The organism is Pedobacter sandarakinus, assembly GCF_026240095.1.
Lineage (GTDB): Bacteria > Bacteroidota > Bacteroidia > Sphingobacteriales > Sphingobacteriaceae > Pedobacter > Pedobacter sandarakinus.
The window spans coordinates 132,631-155,794 of record NZ_JAPIVG010000004.1 but is presented as its reverse complement, the minus strand read 5'-3'; the positions used below and the strand labels follow the sequence as shown (position 1 = coordinate 155,794).

The 23,164-nt window shown below is 38.0% G+C and carries 24 protein-coding genes; 9 read left to right on the top strand and 15 right to left on the bottom strand.

Annotation, left to right across the window (positions count from 1 at the left end):
• Positions 1-30: 30 nt before the first annotated feature.
• Complete coding sequence (tsaB, locus tag OQ268_RS12005; protein ID WP_265856387.1) at positions 31-717, top strand: tRNA (adenosine(37)-N6)-threonylcarbamoyltransferase complex dimerization subunit type 1 TsaB; 687 nt, start codon at positions 31-33, stop codon at positions 715-717.
• Position 718: 1 nt separating this feature from the next.
• On the opposite strand, the gene OQ268_RS12000 is transcribed toward tsaB, so the two are convergent.
• Together OQ268_RS12000 and OQ268_RS11995 are read right to left on the bottom strand one after the other, a co-directional pair.
• Positions 719-2,125 (bottom strand): DUF5723 family protein, encoded by a 1,407-nt coding sequence (locus OQ268_RS12000; RefSeq protein WP_265856386.1) that lies wholly within the window; start codon positions 2,123-2,125, stop codon positions 719-721.
• 27 nt (positions 2,126-2,152) lie between these two features.
• Complete coding sequence (locus OQ268_RS11995) at positions 2,153-3,721, bottom strand: hypothetical protein (protein ID WP_265856385.1); 1,569 nt, start codon at positions 3,719-3,721, stop codon at positions 2,153-2,155.
• A gap of 89 nt (positions 3,722-3,810) precedes the next feature.
• On the opposite strand from OQ268_RS11995, the gene OQ268_RS11990 reads away from it, so the two are divergent.
• From OQ268_RS11990 to OQ268_RS11980, 3 genes are all read left to right on the top strand, one after another.
• Entirely contained in the window at positions 3,811-4,197 is a 387-nt protein-coding gene (locus tag OQ268_RS11990; protein ID WP_265856384.1) for a DUF423 domain-containing protein, read from the top strand.
• A complete protein-coding gene (priA, locus tag OQ268_RS11985; protein ID WP_265856383.1) occupies positions 4,197-6,677 on the top strand; it encodes a replication restart helicase PriA in 2,481 nt (826 codons plus the stop codon). Before OQ268_RS11990 ends, priA begins: the two co-directional genes overlap by 1 nt.
• Before the next feature lie 89 nt (positions 6,678-6,766).
• Positions 6,767-7,423 (top strand): protein-L-isoaspartate(D-aspartate) O-methyltransferase, encoded by a 657-nt coding sequence (locus OQ268_RS11980; protein WP_265856382.1) that lies wholly within the window; start codon positions 6,767-6,769, stop codon positions 7,421-7,423.
• A gap of 37 nt (positions 7,424-7,460) precedes the next feature.
• Here OQ268_RS11980 and smpB read toward each other — a convergent pair whose 3' ends face one another.
• On the bottom strand, positions 7,461-7,910 hold the full coding sequence (gene smpB / locus OQ268_RS11975; protein WP_265856381.1) for an SsrA-binding protein SmpB: 450 nt from the start codon (positions 7,908-7,910) through the stop codon (positions 7,461-7,463).
• Between the two features lie 214 nt (positions 7,911-8,124).
• Here smpB and OQ268_RS11970 point away from each other — a divergent pair, with 214 nt between their 5' ends.
• Positions 8,125-8,607, top strand: a complete 483-nt coding sequence (locus OQ268_RS11970) for a TlpA family protein disulfide reductase (protein ID WP_265856380.1) — start codon at positions 8,125-8,127, stop codon at positions 8,605-8,607.
• On the opposite strand, the gene OQ268_RS11965 is transcribed toward OQ268_RS11970, so the two are convergent.
• Positions 8,608-10,470, bottom strand: coding sequence for an Nramp family divalent metal transporter (locus OQ268_RS11965; protein ID WP_265856379.1), 1,863 nt, complete (start codon positions 10,468-10,470; stop codon positions 8,608-8,610). It abuts the gene before it with no gap.
• A complete protein-coding gene (locus tag OQ268_RS11960; RefSeq protein ID WP_265856378.1) occupies positions 10,457-11,119 on the bottom strand; it encodes a metal-dependent transcriptional regulator in 663 nt (220 codons plus the stop codon). The genes OQ268_RS11965 and OQ268_RS11960 overlap by 14 nt, the downstream gene beginning before the upstream one ends.
• Positions 11,120-11,245: 126 nt before the next feature.
• Between OQ268_RS11960 and OQ268_RS11955 the strand changes: the two genes are divergently transcribed.
• Positions 11,246-11,716, top strand: a complete 471-nt coding sequence (locus OQ268_RS11955; RefSeq protein WP_010602066.1) for an Lrp/AsnC family transcriptional regulator — start codon at positions 11,246-11,248, stop codon at positions 11,714-11,716.
• 33 nt (positions 11,717-11,749) lie between these two features.
• Here OQ268_RS11955 and OQ268_RS11950 read toward each other — a convergent pair whose 3' ends face one another.
• The 3 genes from OQ268_RS11950 to OQ268_RS11940 all read right to left on the bottom strand — a co-directional run bounded on the left by OQ268_RS11950 (position 11,750) and on the right by OQ268_RS11940 (position 13,675).
• Complete coding sequence (locus OQ268_RS11950) at positions 11,750-12,406, bottom strand: alpha/beta fold hydrolase (RefSeq protein ID WP_265856377.1); 657 nt, start codon at positions 12,404-12,406, stop codon at positions 11,750-11,752.
• A complete protein-coding gene (ung, locus tag OQ268_RS11945) occupies positions 12,406-13,086 on the bottom strand; it encodes a uracil-DNA glycosylase (protein WP_265856376.1) in 681 nt (226 codons plus the stop codon). Before ung ends, OQ268_RS11950 begins: the two co-directional genes overlap by 1 nt.
• Positions 13,087-13,156: 70 nt before the next feature.
• On the bottom strand, positions 13,157-13,675 hold the full coding sequence (locus OQ268_RS11940) for a TlpA family protein disulfide reductase (protein ID WP_265856375.1): 519 nt from the start codon (positions 13,673-13,675) through the stop codon (positions 13,157-13,159).
• Between the two features lie 116 nt (positions 13,676-13,791).
• On the opposite strand from OQ268_RS11940, the gene OQ268_RS11935 reads away from it, so the two are divergent.
• Entirely contained in the window at positions 13,792-14,331 is a 540-nt protein-coding gene (locus tag OQ268_RS11935; RefSeq protein WP_265856374.1) for a DUF2892 domain-containing protein, read from the top strand.
• A gap of 285 nt (positions 14,332-14,616) precedes the next feature.
• Positions 14,617-15,171 (top strand): pyridoxamine 5'-phosphate oxidase family protein, encoded by a 555-nt coding sequence (locus tag OQ268_RS11930; RefSeq protein ID WP_265856373.1) that lies wholly within the window; start codon positions 14,617-14,619, stop codon positions 15,169-15,171.
• 33 nt (positions 15,172-15,204) lie between these two features.
• Here OQ268_RS11930 and OQ268_RS11925 read toward each other — a convergent pair whose 3' ends face one another.
• The 7 genes from OQ268_RS11925 to OQ268_RS11895 all read right to left on the bottom strand — a co-directional run bounded on the left by OQ268_RS11925 (position 15,205) and on the right by OQ268_RS11895 (position 22,471).
• Positions 15,205-15,417 (bottom strand): hypothetical protein, encoded by a 213-nt coding sequence (locus tag OQ268_RS11925; RefSeq protein ID WP_265856372.1) that lies wholly within the window; start codon positions 15,415-15,417, stop codon positions 15,205-15,207.
• 114 nt (positions 15,418-15,531) lie between these two features.
• A complete protein-coding gene (lysS, locus tag OQ268_RS11920; RefSeq protein WP_265856371.1) occupies positions 15,532-17,241 on the bottom strand; it encodes a lysine--tRNA ligase in 1,710 nt (569 codons plus the stop codon).
• Positions 17,242-17,396: 155 nt separating this feature from the next.
• Positions 17,397-17,855 (bottom strand): MaoC family dehydratase, encoded by a 459-nt coding sequence (locus OQ268_RS11915; RefSeq protein WP_265856370.1) that lies wholly within the window; start codon positions 17,853-17,855, stop codon positions 17,397-17,399.
• A 350-nt stretch (positions 17,856-18,205) separates the two neighbouring features.
• Complete coding sequence (locus OQ268_RS11910; RefSeq protein ID WP_265856369.1) at positions 18,206-20,122, bottom strand: AMP-dependent synthetase/ligase; 1,917 nt, start codon at positions 20,120-20,122, stop codon at positions 18,206-18,208.
• A 201-nt stretch (positions 20,123-20,323) separates the two neighbouring features.
• Complete coding sequence (locus OQ268_RS11905) at positions 20,324-20,650, bottom strand: HesB/IscA family protein (protein ID WP_265856368.1); 327 nt, start codon at positions 20,648-20,650, stop codon at positions 20,324-20,326.
• A 74-nt stretch (positions 20,651-20,724) separates the two neighbouring features.
• A complete protein-coding gene (iscU, locus tag OQ268_RS11900; RefSeq protein WP_090496050.1) occupies positions 20,725-21,138 on the bottom strand; it encodes a Fe-S cluster assembly scaffold IscU in 414 nt (137 codons plus the stop codon).
• A 121-nt stretch (positions 21,139-21,259) separates the two neighbouring features.
• Positions 21,260-22,471 (bottom strand): IscS subfamily cysteine desulfurase, encoded by a 1,212-nt coding sequence (locus OQ268_RS11895; protein WP_265856367.1) that lies wholly within the window; start codon positions 22,469-22,471, stop codon positions 21,260-21,262.
• 208 nt (positions 22,472-22,679) lie between these two features.
• On the opposite strand from OQ268_RS11895, the gene mce reads away from it, so the two are divergent.
• Entirely contained in the window at positions 22,680-23,087 is a 408-nt protein-coding gene (gene mce, locus OQ268_RS11890) for a methylmalonyl-CoA epimerase (RefSeq protein ID WP_265856366.1), read from the top strand.
• Positions 23,088-23,164: the final 77 nt, after the last annotated feature.

Sequence of the window (23,164 nt, the reverse complement as noted above, 5' to 3'; positions counted from 1 at the left end):
AAAAGCTGTTACCTTTTTTATCTTTGCAGTATGACTAAGATACTCCAAATAGAAACGGCTACGCAAGTTTGTTCAGTTGCACTCGCTGTCGATGGTGAAACTATTTCGCTAAAAGAGGAAAGCGGGCAAAATTTGCATGCGAGTAACCTTACACTTTTTATTGATGAGGTGATGAAGTCTGCCGGTTTAACTTATCCTGATTTAGATGCGATTGCCGTGAGTAAAGGACCTGGTTCTTACACGGGTCTGCGTATTGGTGTTTCTAGCGCTAAGGGTTTGTGTTATGCGTTAGGAAAACCGCTTCTTGCCATAGAAACATTGGAAATGATGGCTGCAGGATTTATTGAGCAGAACCCAGGGTATAGCGGTTTAATTTGCCCGATGATTGATGCACGAAGGATGGAGGTATATACAGCTTTATTTAATCACAACCTGGAGGTATTAGAATCAACAGCTGCTAAAATAATTGATGAGGAGAGTTTCCAAAGTCTCCTTGCAGCAAACCATATTACATTTATTGGTGATGGGGCATTGAAATGTGCTACCACCATTGGAGATAGCAATACAACATTTCTAGGTTTAAATTATAATTCAGCGGCATACATGTCAACTTTAGCCGCTAAAGCATTTACATCCGGCAAATTTGAAGACGTGGCGTATTTCGAGCCCTTTTACCTGAAGGATTTTGTAATTACCCAATCCAAGAAGAAAGTTTAGATTATCGTCTTCTGAATACCGAAAATAGGTTCTTGAAGAAACTTCCGCCCTCATTATCATTAATGCCCGGCATTACATCACTAAACTGAGGGTGATTAACGATGTCGCCAAATTTAATCCCTATGCCCATGTAAAACGACCCTCCATTTGGTCCGGCACCAAAAGTAGCGTCTTTTTTCAATGTTCCAATAGCCTGATACCCTGTTGCCAGCACATTATCTGTTCCCATAAAAAATTCGAAATTAGGCGTTTGGTATTTCGCCTGCAACCCAACCATAAAAATATCGTTGAAATTGTATGCCGGATTGATACTCCCAGAGAAATTATTGGCGATCAGTTCATTGATAAAAACAGCATCTCCACCACGGTAAAATAGGTTTTTAGACACAGCTAAAGCAGGTTTGTAAAAGCCAAATCGTTTAGAAGCGTAAACATCAATTTTAGCATTCGTGGGCGCAAGAAATTTTCCATCTTGCTTCGCCAAAGTAAAAATATCAGTTATCTCCTGTTCTACATTAGGGTTTGTTGAGAGGTTTCCGATAACCTTAGCTTGGTTAACGGTAGTTTGTTGGGTATTATTACGCCACCAAATAAAACCAAGGTCTTTAACATTTGCCATCAAGAACAGTCCCTTTTTACTTGTGTAGTTGGTTCCAAAACTAACTGAAGCTCCGGGATTCTTGAAGGTTGGGAAAAACGTATTTTTGTCAACCTCATTAAATTCGTTGAAATTACTGTTATACGTGCCTGCCAAACCAACTAACATCGCGTCGGCCTCTTCATCTACATATAAATAAGAGTTGGTAACATTAAGTTTGTTATATAAGACACCGCTTAACAAACTAACTTTAGCACCGAAAGCCAGTTGCTTATTCCAGTTTTCGCGGTATGTAAAACTAAACTGATGGTAGGTTTGCTCATAACCTTTTGTATTGAAGACATTGGTATATTGTTGACCTGAGTTAAATCTGGTGAAAGAATCAAAAATTGCAAGCGTCTCGTTTGTGTAGTCGATTATGGCATCTGATCTTACTTGCCATGCAAATCCCATTTCTTTCTGATACTTGTAAGATTTAAATAACCTAAAGGTAGCAAGATAGATGTTACTGCTCTGATAGAAGTGATTGATTTCTCCTGTACCTAAGGGTAACGTCCTCGTGTCCCAAACCCCTTCCTGTGTTAATTTCCTCAAAGTAAACTTAGATGTTCCTTTATTTAAGGCTGTAACACCAAAGTATGGAAGAAAGAAATTGGATGAAAATTTGCGGGAAGAATCTAATGTGAATGATTTTTGGGAAGGATTTTCAAACGCATCGAACATCGTTTTACTACCAAAAAGCGCATATTGTTGAGCATTAACTGCGCTGTTGCTGGCTAAAGCCAGAATTAAAAATAAAAGTTTCTTCATGTATCTTAATTTGTGGCTCGTGGTTTATTAACGATTACGTAGCGAATCTGGTATTTCGGTCGGCAAATATTTGTTTAAAAGCACGTTGGTTAAAAACTTATTTCCATCTGCACTCATCTGGTAGTAAAAGGTATCAAAATTGGCTAACCCACCTGAGTCGGTAACTTGCTTAAAATAGGATGGTGAAAGGTTGCCTTTGAGGATACCTTTGGAATTTTTTAAATTAACATAGTAGCTAACATTTGCTGTATTAGCCAATTGATTTAACGCATCTAGGTATGCCGCCTGGCGGGTCAGAAGGAGATTTTGCCTGTAACTCCTTAGAAATGAGGCAACGGTACTAGCATTATTAGCCATAATGATATAATTATCTGTTATGGTATAAAAAGGCCGACTAAATTTTTGCAATGGTTCGCCAAAGTAGCTATACAGGATATCTGATGACTTAAATATTTTAATGTCTTCGCTATAGTCTGCACTTACATCAAGCAGCAGTTGTTTCACCTTTTCGCCATTATTTAATTTTATAGCAGCTAATTTTTCACCTGTACTAAGTTGGAAGGTTGCAAATTCATTTTTTGCGTAAAGCGGAAATATCTGGTCTAAATCTGTTCGGTATTGCACTTTAACGCTTTTTATTACTTGCTCTCTTTTGACATCTACCTTGGTCTTTATCTGCCAGTTGGATAATTTTTGTCTGAAAGAAGAATAGGTATCGTATGCGTAAATAACATAGTTGGCGGTATTCGCTGGTAAAACATTTTGTATATCGCTGGTTTGCGGCGAGGTTTGTTCAAAAAGCTTGAGGTAATTATCAGGAGATTTGATTTCAGTATTGCCGTTAAAAAGAATTTTCTCTTTGCTAAAGTTATAGCTCAAAGTAGCATAACTATCTTGGTGATTAAGGATGGCTAGTTCACCACTTAGCTTTGTCGAAAGGATATTCTTAAGGAGCAATGGCGCTTGGTTAAAATTAATGTAAATATTGGCTAGAATATTTTTGTTTACCTGGTTAGCTGCTTTTATATAATCCGTAAATGGGTTTTCAACACGACGAACCGCTGCATCTTTAACCAATTTTAGGGATGCGGAAATGGTAACAACTTCACCCTGAATGCCGAGATAAAGACTTAAACTGTCGTTAACCTGGCTGCGATAGACATTTTTTTCTACGCTGATAAAGCTTTTCTGAAAAGCCTGCTGCCTGCTAAGCAGATTTATATCTTGGTCGGCATTCATCTGCACGGTGAATAGAAAGTTGAGTTTCTTATTGGTATCAGGTAAAATGCTGATGTAAACTTGCTGATCGTGGATAAATCTGTTAAATGCACCATTGTCAATAAATTGAGACTTTACCTGGTTTAGCATGTCAGACTTCTCTTTGCCAATTACCTGCTGAATTAGATTTTGGCCGCTGATGATATCGTAGAAGCCTTTGTCGTTTTTAAACGAAAAAAGTAGGGCAGCATTATTGGTTGCAGATTGTAAGGCCAGATCTTTTGCATCGTTATCATTACCTAATTTTGAGAAATACAGGTATGCCATTAGGGCAACTGCAATAAATAATGTGCTAACTAAAATTATAATCTTTCTCATTCGCTGTGCAACAAATTTAATTTATTACATTGATTAGTGAGAAGTTCTTTGTCATTTTATTAATTTAGCGATTGTTTCGAGCAAAATTTATGAATAAACGAATAATATTAACCGCTTCATTTTTTGGATTTATTGCTGTTTTATTAGGTGCGTTCGGTGCTCATAGCTTAAAAACTCTTGTAGATGCTTCATCCTTAGATATTTGGCAGAAAGGTGTAGACTACCAGTTTTATCATACTTTCGCATTGTTGTATTTATCAACCTTCGCCCGATATAGAAACAAGTTGGTAAACATTGCATATTTTTGTTTCACTTTTGGCATTGTGTTGTTTTCGGGGTCGCTCTATCTACTGGCAACCAGAAGTATTTTACACCTGTCTTTTGTAGATCTAATCGGACCAGTAACGCCAATTGGTGGTTTACTGTTTGTTTTAGGATGGGTAATGCTTTTTTTCGCAGCTGTTAAAGATAAATAATGGATAATTTGAACAACGATTTTTTTGCAGAAAGAGAAACACTTTTTGTGGAAGTTATCTTGCCTTTATCTTTAGCAAAAAACTACACGTATAGGGTTCCTTTCGATCTGAACAGTTTGGTAGAGGTGGGCAAAAGGGTAGTGGTGCAGTTTGGAAAGCACAAAATCTATACGGCGCTTATTGCTAGTATTTCAAAAGATCCGCCAGGTGCGTACGAAGCGAAATATATTATCGATGTAATTGATGGATCGCCTATAGTTACCGCTACACAGCTAGATTTCTGGAAATGGATGACCAGCTATTACATGTGCAACGAGGGCGATGTAATGGCTGCAGCTTTACCAGCCAGCTTAAAATTAGCAAGTGAAACCATTTTGATTTTGCGTGAAGATTTTAGTAACGATGTTCAGCTGACCGAGAAGGAAGAAATTATCCTCCAGGCATTAAAGAATCAGCAGAAACTTACGGTGAACGATGTCTCTAAGCTTTTAGGGCAGAAAACGGTTTATCCCCTAATTAGCGCCTTGCTAGAAAAAGAACTGATTTACGTAGCCGAGGAGGTGGTACAGAAATACAAGCCTTTGCTAAAATCTTTTGTTCTACTAAATGAGTTTTACCAAGAAGAAGCAAATTTGAAGGCGCTGTTTGCACTATTGGAAAAAGCGCCAAAACAACTTGATGCACTACTGGGATACCTGAAATTACAGAAGCAAAACCTACCGATCTCTAAAGAGCAGTTATTGGAGGAGAGCAATTGCGGGCCGGCGGCTTTAAAGGCATTAACAGATAAAGAAGTGTTCGTTGTTTTGAAGCGGCCGGTAAGTAGGTTAGGTTCGCATGACGATGAATTCAGCATCAATTTTCAACTTAATTCATCGCAAGCGCATGCGCTGTCGCTTATTGAAAAGGGCCTCGAAGAAAAAGATGTTGTGTTGCTGCATGGCGTTACGGCCTCTGGCAAAACGCAAGTGTACATCAAACTAATCGAACAAATTATAGCCAAAACTGATGGGCAAGTGCTTTTTTTATTGCCAGAGATTGCTTTAACCACCCAGATAGTAGAACGTATTAAACGCTATTTCGGTAATGCTATTGGCGTTTATCATTCCAAATTTAATAATAGCGAGCGGGTAGAAATCTGGAACAAAGTGCGTACAGGTTCCTATAAAGTAGTTTTAGGGGCCAGATCTGCAGTTTTTTTACCGTTTCAGCAACTAAAATTAATTGTTGTTGATGAAGAACATGAGGCTTCTTATAAACAATACGATCCAGCACCAAGATATCAAGCCAGGGATGCTGCTATTTACCTCGCACATTTGCATGGCGCAAAAGTAATTCTTGGCTCTGCAACGCCGTCCCTGGAGAGCTATTATAATGCTTTGAATGGTAAATATGTTCTTGTGGAGATGAATGAGCGATTTGGAGGTGTTCAGTTGCCAAATCAGCAGGTGGTCAGCATTTCTGAGGAGACGAAAAAGAAAACCATGGTTTCTTATTTTTCCAGTGTTTTAATTAAAGATATTGATCAGGCGCTGGCTAAAAAAGAACAAATTGTGCTATTCCAGAATAGAAGAGGCTATGCTACCATTTTGATTTGCGCCACCTGCGGATATACCCCGAAATGCATTAACTGCGATGTAAGCTTAACTTACCATAAGAGCAGTGGTAAACTCCATTGCCATTACTGTGGATATCAACAGAGTACGGTCAATATCTGTCCTGCTTGTGGTTCAGTTCACGTATCGCAAAAAGGTTTCGGCACCGAGCGGATCGAAGAAGAATTGAAGTTGCTTTATCCTGAAGTAACAGTTGCCCGCCTCGATATGGATAGTACGCGTAACAAGAACAGTTTGCAGCAAATCTTAAACGATTTCCAGGAGAAGAAGACTGATATTTTAATTGGAACGCAAATGGTGGCAAAAGGTCTGGATTTCGATAACTTAAACCTGATTGGTGTAATAAATGCTGATACACTGTTGGGCTATCCGGATTTTAGAGCCTATGAACGCAGTTACCAACTATTGGCGCAGGTAGCTGGTAGAGCGGGGCGGAGGGCCGATCAAGGCAACGTATGTATCCAAACCTATGATGCTGAAAATCGAATTATTAAACAGGTTGTAGATAACGACTATAAAGGGATGTACCAGGATGAAATTGCAGAGAGGGAAAGGTTCCTTTATCCGCCTTTTTCAAGAATGATTTTTCTTTATGTAAAACACAAGGATGCCCAGGTTTTAGATCATGCAGCTTTCAACCTCGCCAATATCCTTAAAGCTAAATTCGGTCAACGTGTATTGGGTCCCGAACAACCACTCGTAAGCAGGGTACGCAACTTATACATTAAACAGATTATTATTAAGGCAGATAGGCATACGGCCATTCAGAAGGTTAAAGATGTTCTTCGGCAAACGCTTACAGAATTTAATGCAACGAAAGAATTTAAAGGCGTTTTTACGCAGGTAGACGTCGATCCTTACTAAATAATTAATGTTTTAATTTTCTGTTACTTACGAAATTGTTAATTTCTTTATCTTGAATCGCCGTTTAAAAAAACTAATTTTGAGACTTCATGGCTTATAAATTTGTTGATAATTACCGAGAACGTGGTGCGAGAAAAAAGCTAGTTGAATTGCTAAAATCTCGCGGAATTGAAGATAAGCATGTATTGGCAGCGATTGGAAAAGTTCCGCGTCATTTCTTCTTCGACGAAACTTTTTGGAACCAAGCTTATAAGGATATTGCTTTCCCTATTGGTGATGGGCAAACCATTTCCCAGCCTTATACTGTCGCTTACCAAAGCGAGCTATTACACATTAAACCTGGCGATAAGGTTTTGGAAATTGGCACCGGATCGGGTTACCAAACCTGTGTATTAATGGAGCTAGGTGCGCAGGTAACCACCATTGAAAGGCAGCAAAATATTTATAACCGTACCATTCAAGTGTTGCCTGGAATGGGATATAAGCCAATTTTTTATTGTGGCGACGGATCTAAGGGGGTTGCCGAACATGCGCCTTATGATAAGATTATTGTAACCGCCGGGGCACCGTTAGTGCCAGAAATTTTATTGAAACAACTTAAAATAGGCGGAATTCTTGTCATCCCGGTGGGTGATGAAAAAACGCAAAAAATGGTTACGGTAATTAGGGTTAGTGATACCGATTATGAAAAGATTGTATTAGATACTTTCAGGTTTGTACCATTGGTTGGCGATCAGGCCTGGTAAACACGAACTCATTGGCACCAAGGGTTGCAGATGGTTGTTAACGCTTCATTGCCCGGTCTAACTCCCTTTTGGTGTCCCTGTCCTTAATGCTATCGCGTTTATCAAATTCTTTTTTTCCCTGTGCTAATGCGATCTCAATTTTAGCGAAACCCCTTTCGTTTACAAAAATTCGAAGCGGTACTATGGTGTAACCTTTTTCTTCTCCTTTTAACCTAAGCTTTCTAAGTTCCTTTTTTTGGAGAAGTAGCGCCCGGTCTCGTTTAATATCGTGATGATAAAAGGAGCTGTGGCTATATTCAGATACATGTAAGTTTCGTACATAGAGGTTTGGTCCAATAAAGGTGCAGAAGGCATCAGTCATGTTTGCTTTGCCTTGCCTGATAGCCTTGATCTCGGTGCCTAAAAGTGCAATACCTGCTACATATTTATCCAGTAAATTGTAGTCAAAATATGCTCGCTTGTTTTTTATATTGATGTCGTTTTTCAAACCTTAAATGCTGTTATATGGATGTAGATTTTTCATCTACACTTAAATGGCGTTAATTCCTGGGTTGCAAATATCCTAAAAATTGATGTTATTTTAGATTTAATTAGCTTCATATTTGCCATTAGCAGTAACAAAGTAGAAATTCATCTGTTTGTAAAAGCTGCCAGAATATTATTTATTTATTAGATATTGCCTATTTTTGATATTTAAAATGATGATGAAGTTAAAACACCTACTCGCTATTATACTCTTTTGTGTCAGCTTTCAAGGGTTGGCACAGCAGCCAAAAATACTACCTCAATTCACCTTTTTCAAGCTTGATGGTAAATCCTTTACCAATAAAGACTTAAAAACAGATAAAGACAATTTGTTGATCTTATTTGATTGTACTTGCGAGCATTGCCAAAGAGAGCTAAAATTGTTAAATGCTAATTATGCTCAATTCAAGAACACCAATATTTATTTAATCACTTTGGATGAGGCTTACATCATTCCTCAATTTTTCCAAACCTACGCCAAGGGTTTAAATACGAAACCAAACGTTACGGTTTTGCAAGACAAAAACCATTTGTTTATCCTCACTTTCTTGCCATCGGTATATCCGGCCATGTATCTTTACTCGAAGGCTAATAAACTAATTACGTACCACTCTGGCGATGGGAGTATAAAAAAAATACTTCCTGCAGTTAAAAAGTAATTACCTAATGATGAGAACCGGTATGTTTACTTTGTGTCTAACCGAGTCTACAGTGGTTCCGAAGATTAAGTCTTTTAAGCCTTTATGACCATGTGCGCCCATAACCAGGAGCTCAATTCTATTTCTATTACTAATTTCGGCGATGGATTTAGCCGTGCTTCCAAACCCAATAAATGGTGTGGCATCGTAGCCTAAATCTGCCAGGTTCATTCTATATTTCTCCAAATTCATTGCATCGCTTTCAGTTTCATGATCCATAACTTCTTGGCCATGATACCTTGCTGCAGCCGTTTCTACAACATGGATAAGGTAATAATGTGCGTCTTTACCGCCTTGTATTAATGCATGTCTGATGGTATTCCGATCATTTTTTGAAAAATCTACTGCAATTCCAATCTTCGTGTAGCTCATCTTCTCAATTTCTCCGATGTCTAAGGCGTCCCCATGGGGAACAAGTTGCCTTAGTAAATCTTTCTTTTGTAGTAAGGGATGGAAGAAAACGTAGAATAGCAAAAACACAACAAACAGTAGCGTCGGAATGACGATGACATAAATCCACCAGTTGTTAGCTTCTGCTGCCCAGCCCGATATTTCTTCGATTACCAACTTAACGTTTAATGCGATAATGGCAGCAGCACTTGCCCAAGCCAATACTTTAACCCAGGTCTTTATGGCAAAATCTTTCATCAGTTTTTTATCTGATGTAAAGTGAATTAGCGGAATGATGGCGAAGCCTAACTGCAAACTTAACACCACCTGACTTAGCACCAATAATCCGCCCAGGGCATCGTCGCCATAATGCAGGATGGTGAAAAATGCTGGAGCAATGGCAAGCAATCTGGTAATTAACCTCCTAAGCCAGGGTTGAATACGCAGGTTAATGTGTCCTTCCATAATAATCTGACCCGCCAAAGTTCCCGTTACAGTGGAGCTTTGCCCGGCTGCAATTAAAGCGATGGCAAATAAAGTAGGTGCGATGTTGCCGAAAATGTTAGTTAAAAGCTTATGTGCATCTTGAATCTCTGCAACCTGATGCATGCCGTTTTTATAAAATGCTGCGGCTGCAAGTATTAAAATTGCCGCGTTTACGAAGAATGCCAGGTTTAGTGCAATTGAGGTATCAATAAGGTTAAATTTCAATGCTTCTTTAATGCCTTTATTGGTTTTTTCAATTTTGCGGGTTTGTACTAAGGATGAATGAAGATAGAGGTTGTGTGGCATTACTGTTGCCCCAATAATTCCGATGGCGATGTAAAGGGCATCGCCATTGAGTATCGATGGTTCAAAGCCTTTCGCAATTTCTCTTAGCGAAGGTTCTACGATAAACATTTCTATCAAAAATGAGAGCCCTACAATAAATACCATTGAAACAATAAAGCCCTCCATAGCCCGCATACCCTTGTTTAAAAGGAAAAGCAGAAGAATTGTATCGAAAATAGTTATTGAAATTCCCCAGATTAATGGCAAGCCAAATAGCAATTGTAAACCGATGGCCATGCCAATAATCTCCGCAAGGTCGCAAGCAATGATTGCCGTTTGTGCCAAACCAAATAATGGAATGTTTGCCCAACGTGGATAAGCCTGTTTGGATGCCTGTGCCAGATCTAAACCCCGAACAATACCAAGTCTCGCACTCAGCGATTGCAAAAGCAGTGCGATGAGGTTAGACATGAGTAAGACCCATATTAACTGATACCCGAATTTACTTCCCCCGGCTAAATCGGTAGCCCAGTTGCCTGGGTCCATATAACCAACACTAATCAGGTAGGCAGGGCCAATGAATGCTAAAATACGGCGCCAGCCTTTTCGTTTATCGGTGCTTACACTTTGGTGAACTTCGCTAAGTGATTCAGTTTTTGCCATTATTGCTAATTAAAATGTGTTTTGCAACTTCTCTGCTTATGTTAATGTGTTTTTCGCCTACCAATATTTCCACAGAACCGTCGAAATCAGTAACGTCGGTTAGGGTTAACTCTTTTCCAAGTGTTAAACCCAATTTTTCCAGGTGCTTTAAGAATGCCGAACTATGCTGACTAACACCAGTAATGGTACCTGTATCACCAATAGCCAACTCAATTAATTTAGTAAACTGGGTTTTAGCAAACCGGCCATTTTTATCTGGAATAGGGTCTCCATGCGGATCAGACTTCGGAAAACCCAAAAATTCATCAAGACGTTCGATTAAGGCCTTAGATTTAATATGCTCTAATTCTTCTGCTACATCATGCACCTCATCCCATTTGAAATTGAGCTTATCAACTAAAAATACTTCCCATAGTCTATGTTTTCTTACAATATCTATTGCTGCATTTTTGCCTTTTTCAGTAAGTGTAACACCTTGGTATTTAACATAGTCTACAAACCCTTTATCTGCCAGTTTTTTAATCATATCGGTAACCGAGGCAGGTTTAGTCTGCATTTGCTCTGCAATGGCGTTTGTTTGCACATTATTTGTCTGCGCTGCAAGGTGATAGATAATTTTAAGATAGTTCTCTTCTGTAAAGCTTTGCATTTTTATGTACCTAATTTAATTTTTAGGTAAATCTAAAAATTATTTGTTAGAATATATTAGATAAATTATGTTAAAATTTAGAATATAATTTGGTTATGTTTGTCTTACAAATCCCTTTGAATTAATATGGCATCAGAATTAGATAAGATTGATTTTAAAATCTTAAGAATTTTACAAGAAAACGGTAGAATTACGAACCTACTATTATCACAAGAAATTGGCTTGTCTCCTGCGCCAACGCTAGAGCGTGTGCGCAAATTAGAGATGGCAGGTTACATCAAAAGCTATCATGCTTTAGTTGACGAGGAAAAGCTAGGTCTTGGAATTAAAACCTTTATACAAATTCAATTAGATTTTCATAAAAACAATACGATCCAGATCTTTTTAGACGAAGTAAACCAGATTAAAGAGATTACGGAGTGTCACCATGTAACCGGACAGGCAGATTTTTTGTTGAAGGTATATGTGAAAGATATCAAATCGTACGAGCGATTGATAATGGAAAAAATTAGCAAGATATCTGTTGTTAAGACTTTCCAAACCATGATGATTATGTCTACAACAAAGAAAGAGCCGATAGTGCCTTTAGAATATTAGTAAATTCTTACTTAATCATCCCCTATAAATCATTCATCGAATCCCTGATACCAGCTCACTGATGATTTTTGATATCTGATCAGCTTTTTGGTATACCATGAAGTGCGTTCCTTCTTCTATCCAAAAGTCTGGTTTCGATTGTTTTGAATATAAAATGCGGTCGGCTTTGCCGTGGATAAGATGCAGATTTTCGGGACGAGTTTGATTTTGCCAGGTAACAATGCTGCTAATTGCCCATTTCAGGAACATAGGATCAGTATCGTTTACTATTGTCTTCAGCAACTTTTTCTCTTGCTTAGTTTTGGTTCCGAAGAAAAAGTTTTGGGTGAATTTATTGGCGGATTTGAACAGTGAAGAAGGGATGAACTGGGTTAGATTCAGTCGACCAACGATCCGGTAAGTAAGCGGTAAATGTTTGCTGTAAATGGTGCTGGATATGATGATGGTTAGTATCGGCTTAAATATTTTGGCTATTTCTACAGCCAACATTCCCCCAAATGATACACCAATTAGAATAAATGGACGTTTAGTATCGATGGCATTACTAAGCCTGGCAGCATAGTCGGATAATTTTTCTCCACTATTTGGCGTAATCCATTCTATATGGCTTATTTCAATATGTGAGGGCAATGCTAACTTGGCGAAAATTCTGCTATCTGCACCAAGTCCGCTGATGAGGTAAGCCTTCATTAGTCAGATAATTTCCAGTCAATCGGGCTGATGTTGTCTTGAACAAGCAATTGGTTGGCTTTGGAGAAGTGTTTAGACCCTAAGAATCCATTATAGGCTGAAAAAGGAGAAGGGTGGGCTGCAGTTAAAATATGGTGTTTCTTCTGATCTATTAACGCAGCTTTTTGTTGTGCATATTTTCCCCAAAGTAGGAATACAATATTTTTCTTTTTCTCTGAAATTGATTTAATAATTTCATCGGTGAAGATCTCCCAACCTCGGTTTTGATGCGAACCCGCTTCTGATGCACGTACGGTGAGCGTTGCATTTAGCAGCAGCACACCTTGGGTTGCCCATTGAGTCAAGTTACCATGCCTCGGTGCAATAAAACCATCGATATCTGTTTCCAGTTCTTTATAAATATTTTTTAAGGATGGTGGTATTGCAATACCTTTTTGTACTGAAAACGATAGTCCATGCGCCTGCCCAATTCCATGATAAGGATCCTGACCCAGAATAACCACTTTAACTTCATCAAAAGGGGTGGTGTTTAAAGCATTGAAGATATCACTGCCTTTCGGATAAACTAAAGCACCAGCGTCCTTTTCTTGTTTTAAAAAAGCTTTAAGGCTTTTCATGTAATCTTTTTCAAACTCTTGGTGTAAAACGGCTAACCAACCCGGCTCTAATGCTACAGACATACAATATTTTTAAACAACAATTTAATTTCAAACAATGATATTTACTTAACCAAAGTTGGGTCTTAATAGTTTAAGGTTTCTTTTTATAGATTGCCAATAGATCTCCCTCTAATGTCGTTGTTGGTCCTTCGATAATGCGGCCCAGTTCCTTTCCTTTATTATCGAACACGATGAATGTGGGTACTCTTTGAATATCTAGTCCGTCTAGGATTCCATTTTCTGCCTTTTTATGCCCATCTACAGCAACAATCTCAACGTTCTTTTCTTTAAAATTTAACAAATCCAGAATCTTGAAGAAATGTGGAACATTTACTTTACTATCGCCACACCATGTGCCAAAAACAATTTTTATTTTCTCTTTTTTAACTACTTTTTTAAGTGCTACGATCGTTGCTGAATCTGGTGTATAGGATTCGTAAAGCGGATCGTACATTTCTTTGAACTCCGGAAAACTCGTAACTCCATCTCTGGTGCACCGGTTGATTAATATGTCTTTGCTCTTGGCCTGATCGTGGATTTTTTTGTTTACTTCTTGTGCAGAAACGGTCATTGCGAATACAATTAGGGTTAGTGATAAAAGAATTTTCATATGGATATAATGAATTGTTTTGTCTGTGAAATTTTTAATGAAATTATTATTTTAAAATCTAATTTGTGCCATTTAAAAACGATATTTGCAGAAAAAAATATTTACAATAGAAATTTATGCCAAATTTTATCAGATTAATTGTGGGGTTTGCTTTACTGGGTGGCGCAGTAGCTTTATTTATATTTGGGTTTTGGCCTTGGGGAATATTGGCCGTTTTATTAAGCTTAATTGTATTGGTAACTTATTTCTTTAATGAGAACATGCTTTTGGCACAATGGTTTCTTAGAAAAGATAATATGTATAAGGCCAAAATGTACTTAGATCGGATTACAAATTACGAACGCCAGCTTATTAAGGTACAACATGGTTATTACAATTTATTGGTGGGACTAATTGAAAGCAGAACTTCGCCAATGAAATCGGAAAAATATTTTAAAACAGCCTTAAACTTAGGGATGCAAATGGAACACAATGTTGCTTTAGCAAAATTGAGTTTAGCAGGTATAGCAATGGCCAAACGCAATAAACGCGAAGCAACGATGTACCTTGCAGAAGCCAAAAAGGCCGATAAAAACAAATTGCTGGCCGACCAGATTAAACAAATGAAAGACCAACTTGGGATGTTTGATAAACAACAACAAGTAAGATATAGATAGTATTGATAAGTAATAAGCCGATTAACGATCGGCTTTTTTTATGCCCTGCCAGTAAAGCTTCTTTGGGCGATAGCACGGTTTAGTTTGTACAAGCCTCTTCCTTTAAACCTGATAGAGCGCTTATACTTTTTGTTGCAGCAAACTTCAAAGGCTTTTACCTACGAGCACAAAAAGATAATAGCGATAGCAGGTCTTGCTTTGTTTATTGGTAGAAATTTGCTTTTCTAAAAGAAAAATAAAAACCAAACGGCGCTTTGTATTGTAGTTTAAAGAAAACACATACCCATGGCAACATCGCAAGAAGGAAGTACCAACAATACTCAAGAACAAGACAATATTAAAGATTTGGGCGGCGAAGCTGCCGTAAGCAAGTTGAAAGAACTGGCAGATAAAGCTGAAAGTTGCTTTTTTTGTACGAACATTAAAACAGGAGTACCTTTATCTGTAAGGCCTATGGCCATACAACAAGTAGATGATGAAGGAAATATCTGGTTTATGAGTATGAAAGATAGCCACAAGAACGATGAGATTGGTAGCGATCCATTTACGCACTTAATGTTTCAAGCAGGCGCACACTCTGGTTTTGTGAATATTTACGGCATTTCTGAAATTAGTAGAGATCAGGCCAAAATTGATGAACTTTGGAGCCCGTTTATTAAAACCTGGTTCCAGGGTGGTAAAGACGATCCGAATATTACGTTAATTAAAGTGATTCCATCTGAAGGTTATTACTGGGATACTAAACACGGCACAGCAGTAGCATTTTTGAAAATGGCTGCCTCGGTAATAAGTGGCAAAACGATGGATGATTCTGTGGAAGGTACCTTAGATGTAGATTAAGGATTTGCATCGCTAAATAACTACGGAGCGAATCTATTTGTCGCCTAAATAATCAAATCCTTCAAAATCTTCTCTTTCGGCACGTTTGCTTAGAATGTCATCTTCTTCAGCTTGCACTTTGGAAAAGAAGAAGGCTTCTGCTTGTATGCGTTTAATTAACTGGCGCACCAAGGTAAGATCGAAGGCGTCTTTATTTAATTTGATGCAATATTCTCTTTCGTTAATTTCTAGACTGGAAATACTCATAATTAATGGTAATTATTTAAATTCCAGTAAATATAGAAAAGGCTTGCTAAACTATTGTTAGCAAGCCTTTTAAGTTTATGTTATTTTTGTGTTAAGATGAATTAGATTCGATCTTTATTTATGGGATAAAAACAAACCTTCTTCCGTTTTATTTACTTTTAGTACTCCCTTTCCTGTTAGTGCTTTAAGCGTTGTATCCCATTTTTTATTGCTCCAATCTGCTAATTGAGCTTTAATGTCACTAAGCAAATATTGCTCACCTTCTTTTACCAAGTTAAATAATTGGGCTTCATCTGCATTAAGTTCGATTTTCTTTTTCTCGGGGCGCATTTGCGGGAAGAATAATACCTCTTGAATGGTGCTTTGGTTGGTCATTAACATCACCAATCTATCGATACCAATTCCTAAACCAGATGTTGGTGGCATGCCGTATTCTAAAGCACGTACGAAATCATCGTCCATAGCCATTGCTTCATCATCTCCACGGGCGGCTAGCTTTAACTGATCTTCGAAACGCTCTTTCTGATCTATAGGGTCATTTAGCTCTGAATAAGCGTTTGCAATTTCCTTACCATTTACAAAAAGCTCGAAACGTTCTACTAAGCCTTCTTCCGTACGGTGTTTTTTAGCCAGAGGTGTCATTTCCAAAGGGTAATCGGTGATGTATGTGGGTTGGATCAAATTTGCTTCTACTTTAGCGCCAAATATCTCGTCGATTAATTTACCGCGGCCCATAGTGGTATCTATTTCGATACCTAAATTTCTGCAGGTTTGCGCAATTTCATCCTCACTCATTGCAGAAACATCTATTCCGGTATATTTCTGGATGGATTCGTACATTGTTAGTTTTTCGTACGGCCCTTCGAAGTTAATTTCGTGTTCGCCAACTTTTACCACAGCAGAACCATTTGTAGCAATGGCCACTTTCTCTAAACATTCTTCCACCATGGCCATCATCCAGATATAATCTTTGTAAGCTACATAAATTTCCATTGATGTAAACTCTGGATTGTGCGTACGGTCCATGCCTTCATTACGGAACATTTTACCGAATTCATAAACTCCATCAAACCCTGCTACAATCAAACGCTTTAAGTAAAGCTCGTTCGCAATGCGCAGGTAAAGTGGCATATCGAGCGTATTGTGATGCGTTGCAAACGGACGTGCTGCAGCGCCTCCATGGATGGGTTGCAAGATTGGTGTTTCAACTTCCATCCAGCCTTGGTTATCGAAATAATTCCGCATGGTGTTGATCACCTTGCTGCGTTTAATGAAAATCTGTTTATAATCGGGATTAACCGTCAAATCTACATAACGCATTCTATAACGCAGCTCTGGGTTAGTAAATCCGTCGTACACATTACCATCATCATCGCGTTTTACAATTGGCAATGGGCGCAGTGATTTAGATAGCACTTTAAGCTCGGTTACGTGGATAGAAATTTCTCCTGTTTGTGTTGTAAAAACGTAACCCTTAATGCCGATAAAATCACCTATATCTAATAGTTTCTTAAAAACAGTGTTGTATAAAGTTTTATCTTCTGTAGGACAAAGTTCATCGCGTTTCAAATAAATTTGAATTCTTGCAGTGGCGTCTTGCAGCTCAGCGAATGATGCAGCACCCATAATGTTACGACCCATAATCCGGCCGGCTAAACTAACTGTCTTATAAGCAGTTTTATCTTTCTCGTAATTGGCCAAAATATCTGCGGCGCTTACGTTTATATCGTAAGATTCTGCAGGATATGGCTCAATACCAAGTTCACGTAATTGTTTTAACGACTCACGTCGTAATATTTCTTGTTCTGATAAACCTATGCTCATTGTGGGTATTTTTTGCAAAAGTAATGATTTTGCAAGTTGTTTAATAATAGTAATTGCTATTGCTTGAAGTGATTAGCAATTTTTAATAGAAATAGACTTTGTGATGTTTGTTTGGTATGCAGCTCATGCCTTAATCTATAATTACAGCGCCATTCCTAGTTGAAATGGTAGAGAAAAATAACGTTACCGGTGTATGCCGTTTTAGTTTCACCTTTTATGTTCAGGTTGGCCTCAATGGTTACCTTAGTAATTCCTCTTAAATCGCAAATGGATATCAGTTTTGCAGTAAGCTGAACTTCGTCGTCTACCCGAACGGCTTTGTTGAATTTAAATTTTTCAATGCCGTAATTTACTTCCATCTTAACGTTTTGAATGTCTGCTATTTGTTTCCACAAGTAGGGGATTAGCGATAAGGTTAAGTATCCGTGGGCAATAGTGGTTCCAAAAGGACTATCAGCTTTAGCTTTCTTCTGGTCGAGATGAATCCATTGAAAATCTAGCGTAGCGGCTGCAAATTTATTTACCTGTTCCTGATCGATTTGATGCCACTGAGACAAACCTATTTGCTTTCCTAGATAAGCTTTATACTCCTCAAAACTATTAATGATAACCATATCCTACTATTCAAAATCGCATTGGTGGCAAATACAATTTTGCCAACGAATTAGTAAGATAGATAATTTTACGGAATTATGAAGATTTTAAATGATCTGATGCTAAATTTCAAATGCTATCCCGCTGTAAGAAAGCATAGAATCTAAAAAGGTGGTACAGAATCACTCCTAAAACGTACCACCTAATATTGAAGGAAATGAATGCAGTCATTCCTCATTGTTTAGTTCACAATATTAATCCTAAACTTTGAAAAATCTACTACACCGCATTCATTTGAACGCCAGTTGTAAATCTGGCACAAATTAGTTCACAATCGACAATTGATGTTGCTTTTGTCAAGCATTTACCTCTAAGAGTCTGCTTCTACTCCTTCTTCATACATTTCATCAATAGCATCAGCATATTTCTTTTCTACCACCCTACGCTTCACTTTAAGGGTAGGGGTAATTTCCCCTGCGTCAATATCGAATGGATTTCTCTTGATTTTAAAGTTTTTAATGCGCTCGAATTTGGCCAGTTCGTTGGAAATCTTTTTTATATCCTGTGACAACCAGTCGATTATTTTGGGATCTCGGATAAACGGATCTTCTTCATCAAAAAAAGCAGCCTTAAGCCCGAAAGTTTCTTCAAGTGTTTCCCTATTTGGGATAATGATTGCCGTAATAAATTCGCGTTTATCGCCAATTAAAAATAACTGATCGATTTTAGGGCTCTTAAGATAGATATTCTCAACAGGGGTTGGATACACATTTTTACCATAAGCATTTACAATCATGTTTTTTAAACGATCGGTGATTTGAAGATTACCCTTATAAAATCTACCAATATCGCCCGTATGAAACCACATGTTGTTATCAATGGCTTCAGCTGTTTCTGCAGGCTTGTTAAAGTAGCCTTTCATTACACAATGGCCTCTTACAATCACTTCGCCTTCGGCACATTCAAACTCTTCGTTAAAGGTATGGTGGGTTTGTATGTTAATAATTTCTTTACTTTCAACATCTTGTATGGCCACTTCGATACCTGGTATAATACGGCCTACGGTTCCATATACTTGTCGGTGGTATTCTGTAACCGACATTACCGGAGAAGTTTCCGTTAGGCCAAAGCCTTCGAGAATTTTGATGCCTAAATCTCCAAAAAATTCGCCCACGTTTTTAGGAAGCGCCGCACCACCAGAAATCATAAACTTTAAGCGGCCACCTGTTTTTTCTTTTATTTTACTGAATACCAATTTCTCGGCAATAGCTTTCTTACCTGTAAGGATAAGCCCGGGATTTTTTCCCATCTCTTTGGCAACCCGATAATTTTTTCCTGTTTCTAAAGCCCAGGTAAATATTTTGGCTTTTGTACCGCCCGCAGAAGTACCAGATTTTATGGCTTTGTCGTGAATACGCTCTAAAAGCCGGGGAACACAACTCATAACCGTTGGTTTAACTTCGCCCATGTTTTTAGCTAAGAGCTCTAGGCTCTGCGCAAATGCAATTTTACATCCCTGGGCGCAACATACGTGGTAGGTAGCTGTGCGCTCAAACACGTGGGAGAGCGGTAGAAAAGATAAAAATGTTTCATTCTGATCGATCACCGGAATTTGTTGTAAACAGACTTCGACATTCTTAACAAAATTATAATGGGTAAGCATTACGCCTTTGGGCGTTCCAGTTGTGCCAGAAGTATAAATTAATGACGAGACATCATGCGGCTCAATTAAACTTCTGCATTGATCGATTTCGGCACGTTCAGATGCGGTTGGCTGGTGTTTCAAAGCCAGTATATCAGAGAAAGCGATTACCTCAACATTTACATCAACGGGTATGGAAACCTTCTCGAAATCTTTGAACGTTGGAATAATATATTTAAGCGCTTTGCAGTTGGCAGCAACCTTTAAAACTTTCCGGTAAAGGAAATTATTTCCTACCAAAATGGCCTTTATACCAGAATCATTCATGATATAAGCAACTTCCTGCTCAGATAAGGTAGGATATATCGATACATTAATCACACCGATCTGTTGGATTCCTTGATCAAAATATACATATTCAGGTGAGTTCTCTATCATTAACCCCAACCGATCGCCCTTTTTTACGCCTTTTTCAAGGAAAAAAGCAGATACTGCATCCGCTCTTTTCAAAGTATCCTCGAAAGATATTTCTTTCCATTCTGTACCTTGTTTGTGGATGAGGAAAGTTTCTTCTGGTTTATGAATGTTTTTTACAACATTTCTCAATAAGGTTGGAACTGTCGAAAATTCGTTAATTAATGGCATTGCTCTTTATTTGGTATTCATTTAATCAACAATAATAATGTTTTTTGGTTTAAAAAAGGAAAATACGGAGGTTTGCCACAGCTACACGCCCAGAAAGTTTCTATACATGTTTTCTCGCACCTTCTATTTGATAAAAACAAAATGCTTAAATACGCAAAAAGGCCCCACAATTTGGAGCCTTAGTATATTAAAAATAATTTTTTAAACCGAGAAGCTTTCGCCACAACCACAAGTACGGCTTGCATTCGGATTTACGAAATTAAAACCTTTACCATTTAATCCATCCGTAAAATCTAATTCGGTTCCGGCCAGGTAAAGGAACGACTTCATATCTAATGCAATCTTTATTCCTTTATCTTCAAAAAACTGGTCGCCTTTCTGTTCCTCGTTATCAAAATCAAGATTGTAAGACAAACCAGAACAGCCACCACCTTTTACAGAAACCCGTAAAAAGTAATCAGCTCCCATTTCAGAATCCTGCATTAAATGCGTGATTTTTTCTTTTGCTTTATCTGTAATAGTTATCATCTTATTTAAGATTTCAGACTTATAATTTCAGATTTCAACGAATACAAATCCTAATTCGTTAATCTAAATTCTGTTTAGTGGTGCGATTTTTCTAACGCAATTGCTTCTAAGCCATTTTTAACGCGGTAGTCGTTTATGGCAGATTTAATAGCATCTTCTGCTAACACCGAGCAGTGGATTTTAACCGGAGGTAAAGCTAATTCTTCAACAATATCCATATTGTCAATAGATAAGGCCTCGTCAATTGTTTTTCCCTTTAACCATTCTGTAGCTAAGGAAGAAGATGCGATAGCAGAACCACAACCAAAGGTTTTAAACTTAGCATCGGTAATTACGTTATCTTCTCCAACTTCAATTTGTAAACGCATTACATCGCCGCATTCTGGCGCACCAACTAGTCCAGTTCCAACAAATTTGCTGTCTTTATTTAATGTACCTACATTACGTGGGTTGTTGTAATGGTCAATTACTTTTTCTGAATATGCCATAATATTTTAGATTTTAGATTTACGACTCTGGTTTTCACCTTCATTCGTAAATTATTAAACTTTATTTTTATTTGATTGAGATTTGAATTTGTAATTCGTCAATCTACAATCGTAACTCCAATTAGTGTTCTGCCCACTCAATCTTGCTTAAATCAATACCTTCTTTAAACATTTCCCAAAGCGGAGAAAGTTCTCTTAAGTGATTAACTGCCTTTTGCGTAATTTCAATTGCGTGGTCAATATCCTCTTCAGTTGTAAATCTACCTAAACCGTAACGGATAGAAGAATGTGCTAAATCATCAGATAAGCCTAAGCTTTTCAATACGTACGATGGTTCTAAAGATGCGGAGGTACAAGCAGATCCAGACGAAACAGCCAAATCACTCATCGCCATCATTAAGCCTTCACCTTCCACATATTTGAATGAAATATTAGCTACATGAGGTAAACGGTATTGCGTATTACCATTAACATAGCTCTCTTCCATTTTGTTTAGCGTGGTTTCTAAACGGTCGCGAAGTGCCGACAGGCGTGCTGCTTCACTTTCCATTTCTACGCGACAAAGCTCGCAAGCTTTACCCAATCCAACAATACCCGGAACATTTAAAGTGCCAGAACGCATTCCACGCTCATGGCCACCGCCATCCATTTGCGATGTAACTTTAACTCTTGGGTTTTTTCTGCGTACATAAAGTGCACCAACACCTTTAGGTCCGTACATTTTGTGCGCACTAAAAGCCATTAGGTCTATACCATCAGCGTTCACATCTACAGGTATTTTTCCAACCGCTTGGGTAGCATCTGTCATAAACAATGCACCATGTTTATGTGCAATAGCAGAGATTTCTTTTACTGGTTGAATTACGCCAATTTCATTATTTCCATACATAATCGAAACCAAGATCGTTTCGGGAGTCATGGCAGCCTCTAATTCTGCTAAGTCGATTAAACCATCTTCTTTAACGCCCAGGTAAGTTACCCTTGCACCATTTTTTTCCAAATGTTTGCAGGTATCTAATACCGCCTTGTGTTCCGTAACGGCAGTAATTATATGGTTACCTTTATCTTTGTACATCTCAAACACACCTTTAATGGCTAAGTTATCGGCCTCGGTAGCGCCAGATGTAAAAATCACTTCTTTTTCAGTACAGCCGATTAGTTTGGCTACCTGCTCACGAGCGTAATCTACTCCCTCTTCAGCCACCCAACCAAAAGCGTGGTTACGGCTTGCTGCATTCCCAAATTTCTCAGTAAAGTAAGGTAGCATCGCTTCTAAAACTCTAGGGTCTAGAGGCGTCGTGGCGTTATTATCTAAATATATCGGCTGTTTCATTCTTCAAATTGTTTTAAAATTAAGCAGGTGGGTTAACGACCGAAAGTTAAAACCTGCATTTATAACTTCAGGTTTCAAGCTAATGGCTTTCGCTTTTCTGCTTTACGTTGTACAAAGATACAAAAAAACTTTCCTAACAATTGTACTTTCTAGCTATGAGGTTAGCGATAAAACATGCATTTTTACATTTAACCAACCTTTTTAATCCATGAACAAGATAGAACATATTGGAATTGCCGTTAATAGTTTAAGTAACTCGGTTCCACTCTACGAAATTCTGCTCAATGCATCCTGTTATAAAACTGAAAATGTTGCCTCTGAATATGTAAATACAGCTTTTTTTAAAACCGGCGACAATAAAGTAGAGTTATTGGAGGCAACATCAGATGATAGTGCTATAGCGAAGTTTTTAGCCAAAAAAGGGGAGGGAATTCATCATATTGCTTTTGCCGTAGATAATATTTTACAAGAAATGGAGCGTTTAAAAGCCGCTGGGTTTACCTTGCTAAATGATGCGCCAAAGAAAGGGGCAGATAATAAAATGGTTTGTTTTCTGCATCCTAAAAATACAAATGGGGTGTTAATAGAACTCTGTCAGGAAATTGCATGGGTTTAAATCAGCTATGAAAATCGATTTTGTATTTCGATGTTTGAATTCATCACGTTTGTAAATAGGTGAGATTTTTATGAAAA

Bases quoted from the DNA above. Each gene is read 5' to 3' on its own strand.
- OQ268_RS11895 (WP_265856367.1), bottom strand. From the start codon at position 22,471: ATGAAACAGCCGATATATTTAGATAATAACGCCACGACGCCTCTAGAC.
- OQ268_RS11930 (WP_265856373.1), top strand. From the start codon at position 14,617: ATGGCAACATCGCAAGAAGGAAGTACCAACAATACTCAAGAACAAGAC.
- OQ268_RS11980 (WP_265856382.1), top strand. From the start codon at position 6,767: ATGGCTTATAAATTTGTTGATAATTACCGAGAACGTGGTGCGAGAAAA.
- OQ268_RS11910 (WP_265856369.1), bottom strand. From the start codon at position 20,122: ATGCCATTAATTAACGAATTTTCGACAGTTCCAACCTTATTGAGAAAT.
- OQ268_RS11995 (WP_265856385.1), bottom strand. From the start codon at position 3,721: ATGAGAAAGATTATAATTTTAGTTAGCACATTATTTATTGCAGTTGCC.
- OQ268_RS11935 (WP_265856374.1), top strand. From the start codon at position 13,792: ATGCCAAATTTTATCAGATTAATTGTGGGGTTTGCTTTACTGGGTGGC.
- OQ268_RS11925 (WP_265856372.1), bottom strand. From the start codon at position 15,417: ATGAGTATTTCCAGTCTAGAAATTAACGAAAGAGAATATTGCATCAAA.
- priA (WP_265856383.1), top strand. From the start codon at position 4,197: ATGGATAATTTGAACAACGATTTTTTTGCAGAAAGAGAAACACTTTTT.
- iscU (WP_090496050.1), bottom strand. From the start codon at position 21,138: ATGGCATATTCAGAAAAAGTAATTGACCATTACAACAACCCACGTAAT.
- OQ268_RS11905 (WP_265856368.1), bottom strand. From the start codon at position 20,650: ATGATAACTATTACAGATAAAGCAAAAGAAAAAATCACGCATTTAATG.
- tsaB (WP_265856387.1), top strand. From the start codon at position 31: ATGACTAAGATACTCCAAATAGAAACGGCTACGCAAGTTTGTTCAGTT.
- OQ268_RS11940 (WP_265856375.1), bottom strand. From the start codon at position 13,675: ATGAAAATTCTTTTATCACTAACCCTAATTGTATTCGCAATGACCGTT.
- OQ268_RS11955 (WP_010602066.1), top strand. From the start codon at position 11,246: ATGGCATCAGAATTAGATAAGATTGATTTTAAAATCTTAAGAATTTTA.
- mce (WP_265856366.1), top strand. From the start codon at position 22,680: ATGAACAAGATAGAACATATTGGAATTGCCGTTAATAGTTTAAGTAAC.
- OQ268_RS11990 (WP_265856384.1), top strand. From the start codon at position 3,811: ATGAATAAACGAATAATATTAACCGCTTCATTTTTTGGATTTATTGCT.
- OQ268_RS11960 (WP_265856378.1), bottom strand. From the start codon at position 11,119: ATGCAAAGCTTTACAGAAGAGAACTATCTTAAAATTATCTATCACCTT.
- lysS (WP_265856371.1), bottom strand. From the start codon at position 17,241: ATGAGCATAGGTTTATCAGAACAAGAAATATTACGACGTGAGTCGTTA.
- OQ268_RS11970 (WP_265856380.1), top strand. From the start codon at position 8,125: ATGATGAAGTTAAAACACCTACTCGCTATTATACTCTTTTGTGTCAGC.
- ung (WP_265856376.1), bottom strand. From the start codon at position 13,086: ATGTCTGTAGCATTAGAGCCGGGTTGGTTAGCCGTTTTACACCAAGAG.
- OQ268_RS12000 (WP_265856386.1), bottom strand. From the start codon at position 2,125: ATGAAGAAACTTTTATTTTTAATTCTGGCTTTAGCCAGCAACAGCGCA.
- OQ268_RS11950 (WP_265856377.1), bottom strand. From the start codon at position 12,406: ATGAAGGCTTACCTCATCAGCGGACTTGGTGCAGATAGCAGAATTTTC.
- OQ268_RS11915 (WP_265856370.1), bottom strand. From the start codon at position 17,855: ATGGTTATCATTAATAGTTTTGAGGAGTATAAAGCTTATCTAGGAAAG.
- OQ268_RS11965 (WP_265856379.1), bottom strand. From the start codon at position 10,470: ATGGCAAAAACTGAATCACTTAGCGAAGTTCACCAAAGTGTAAGCACC.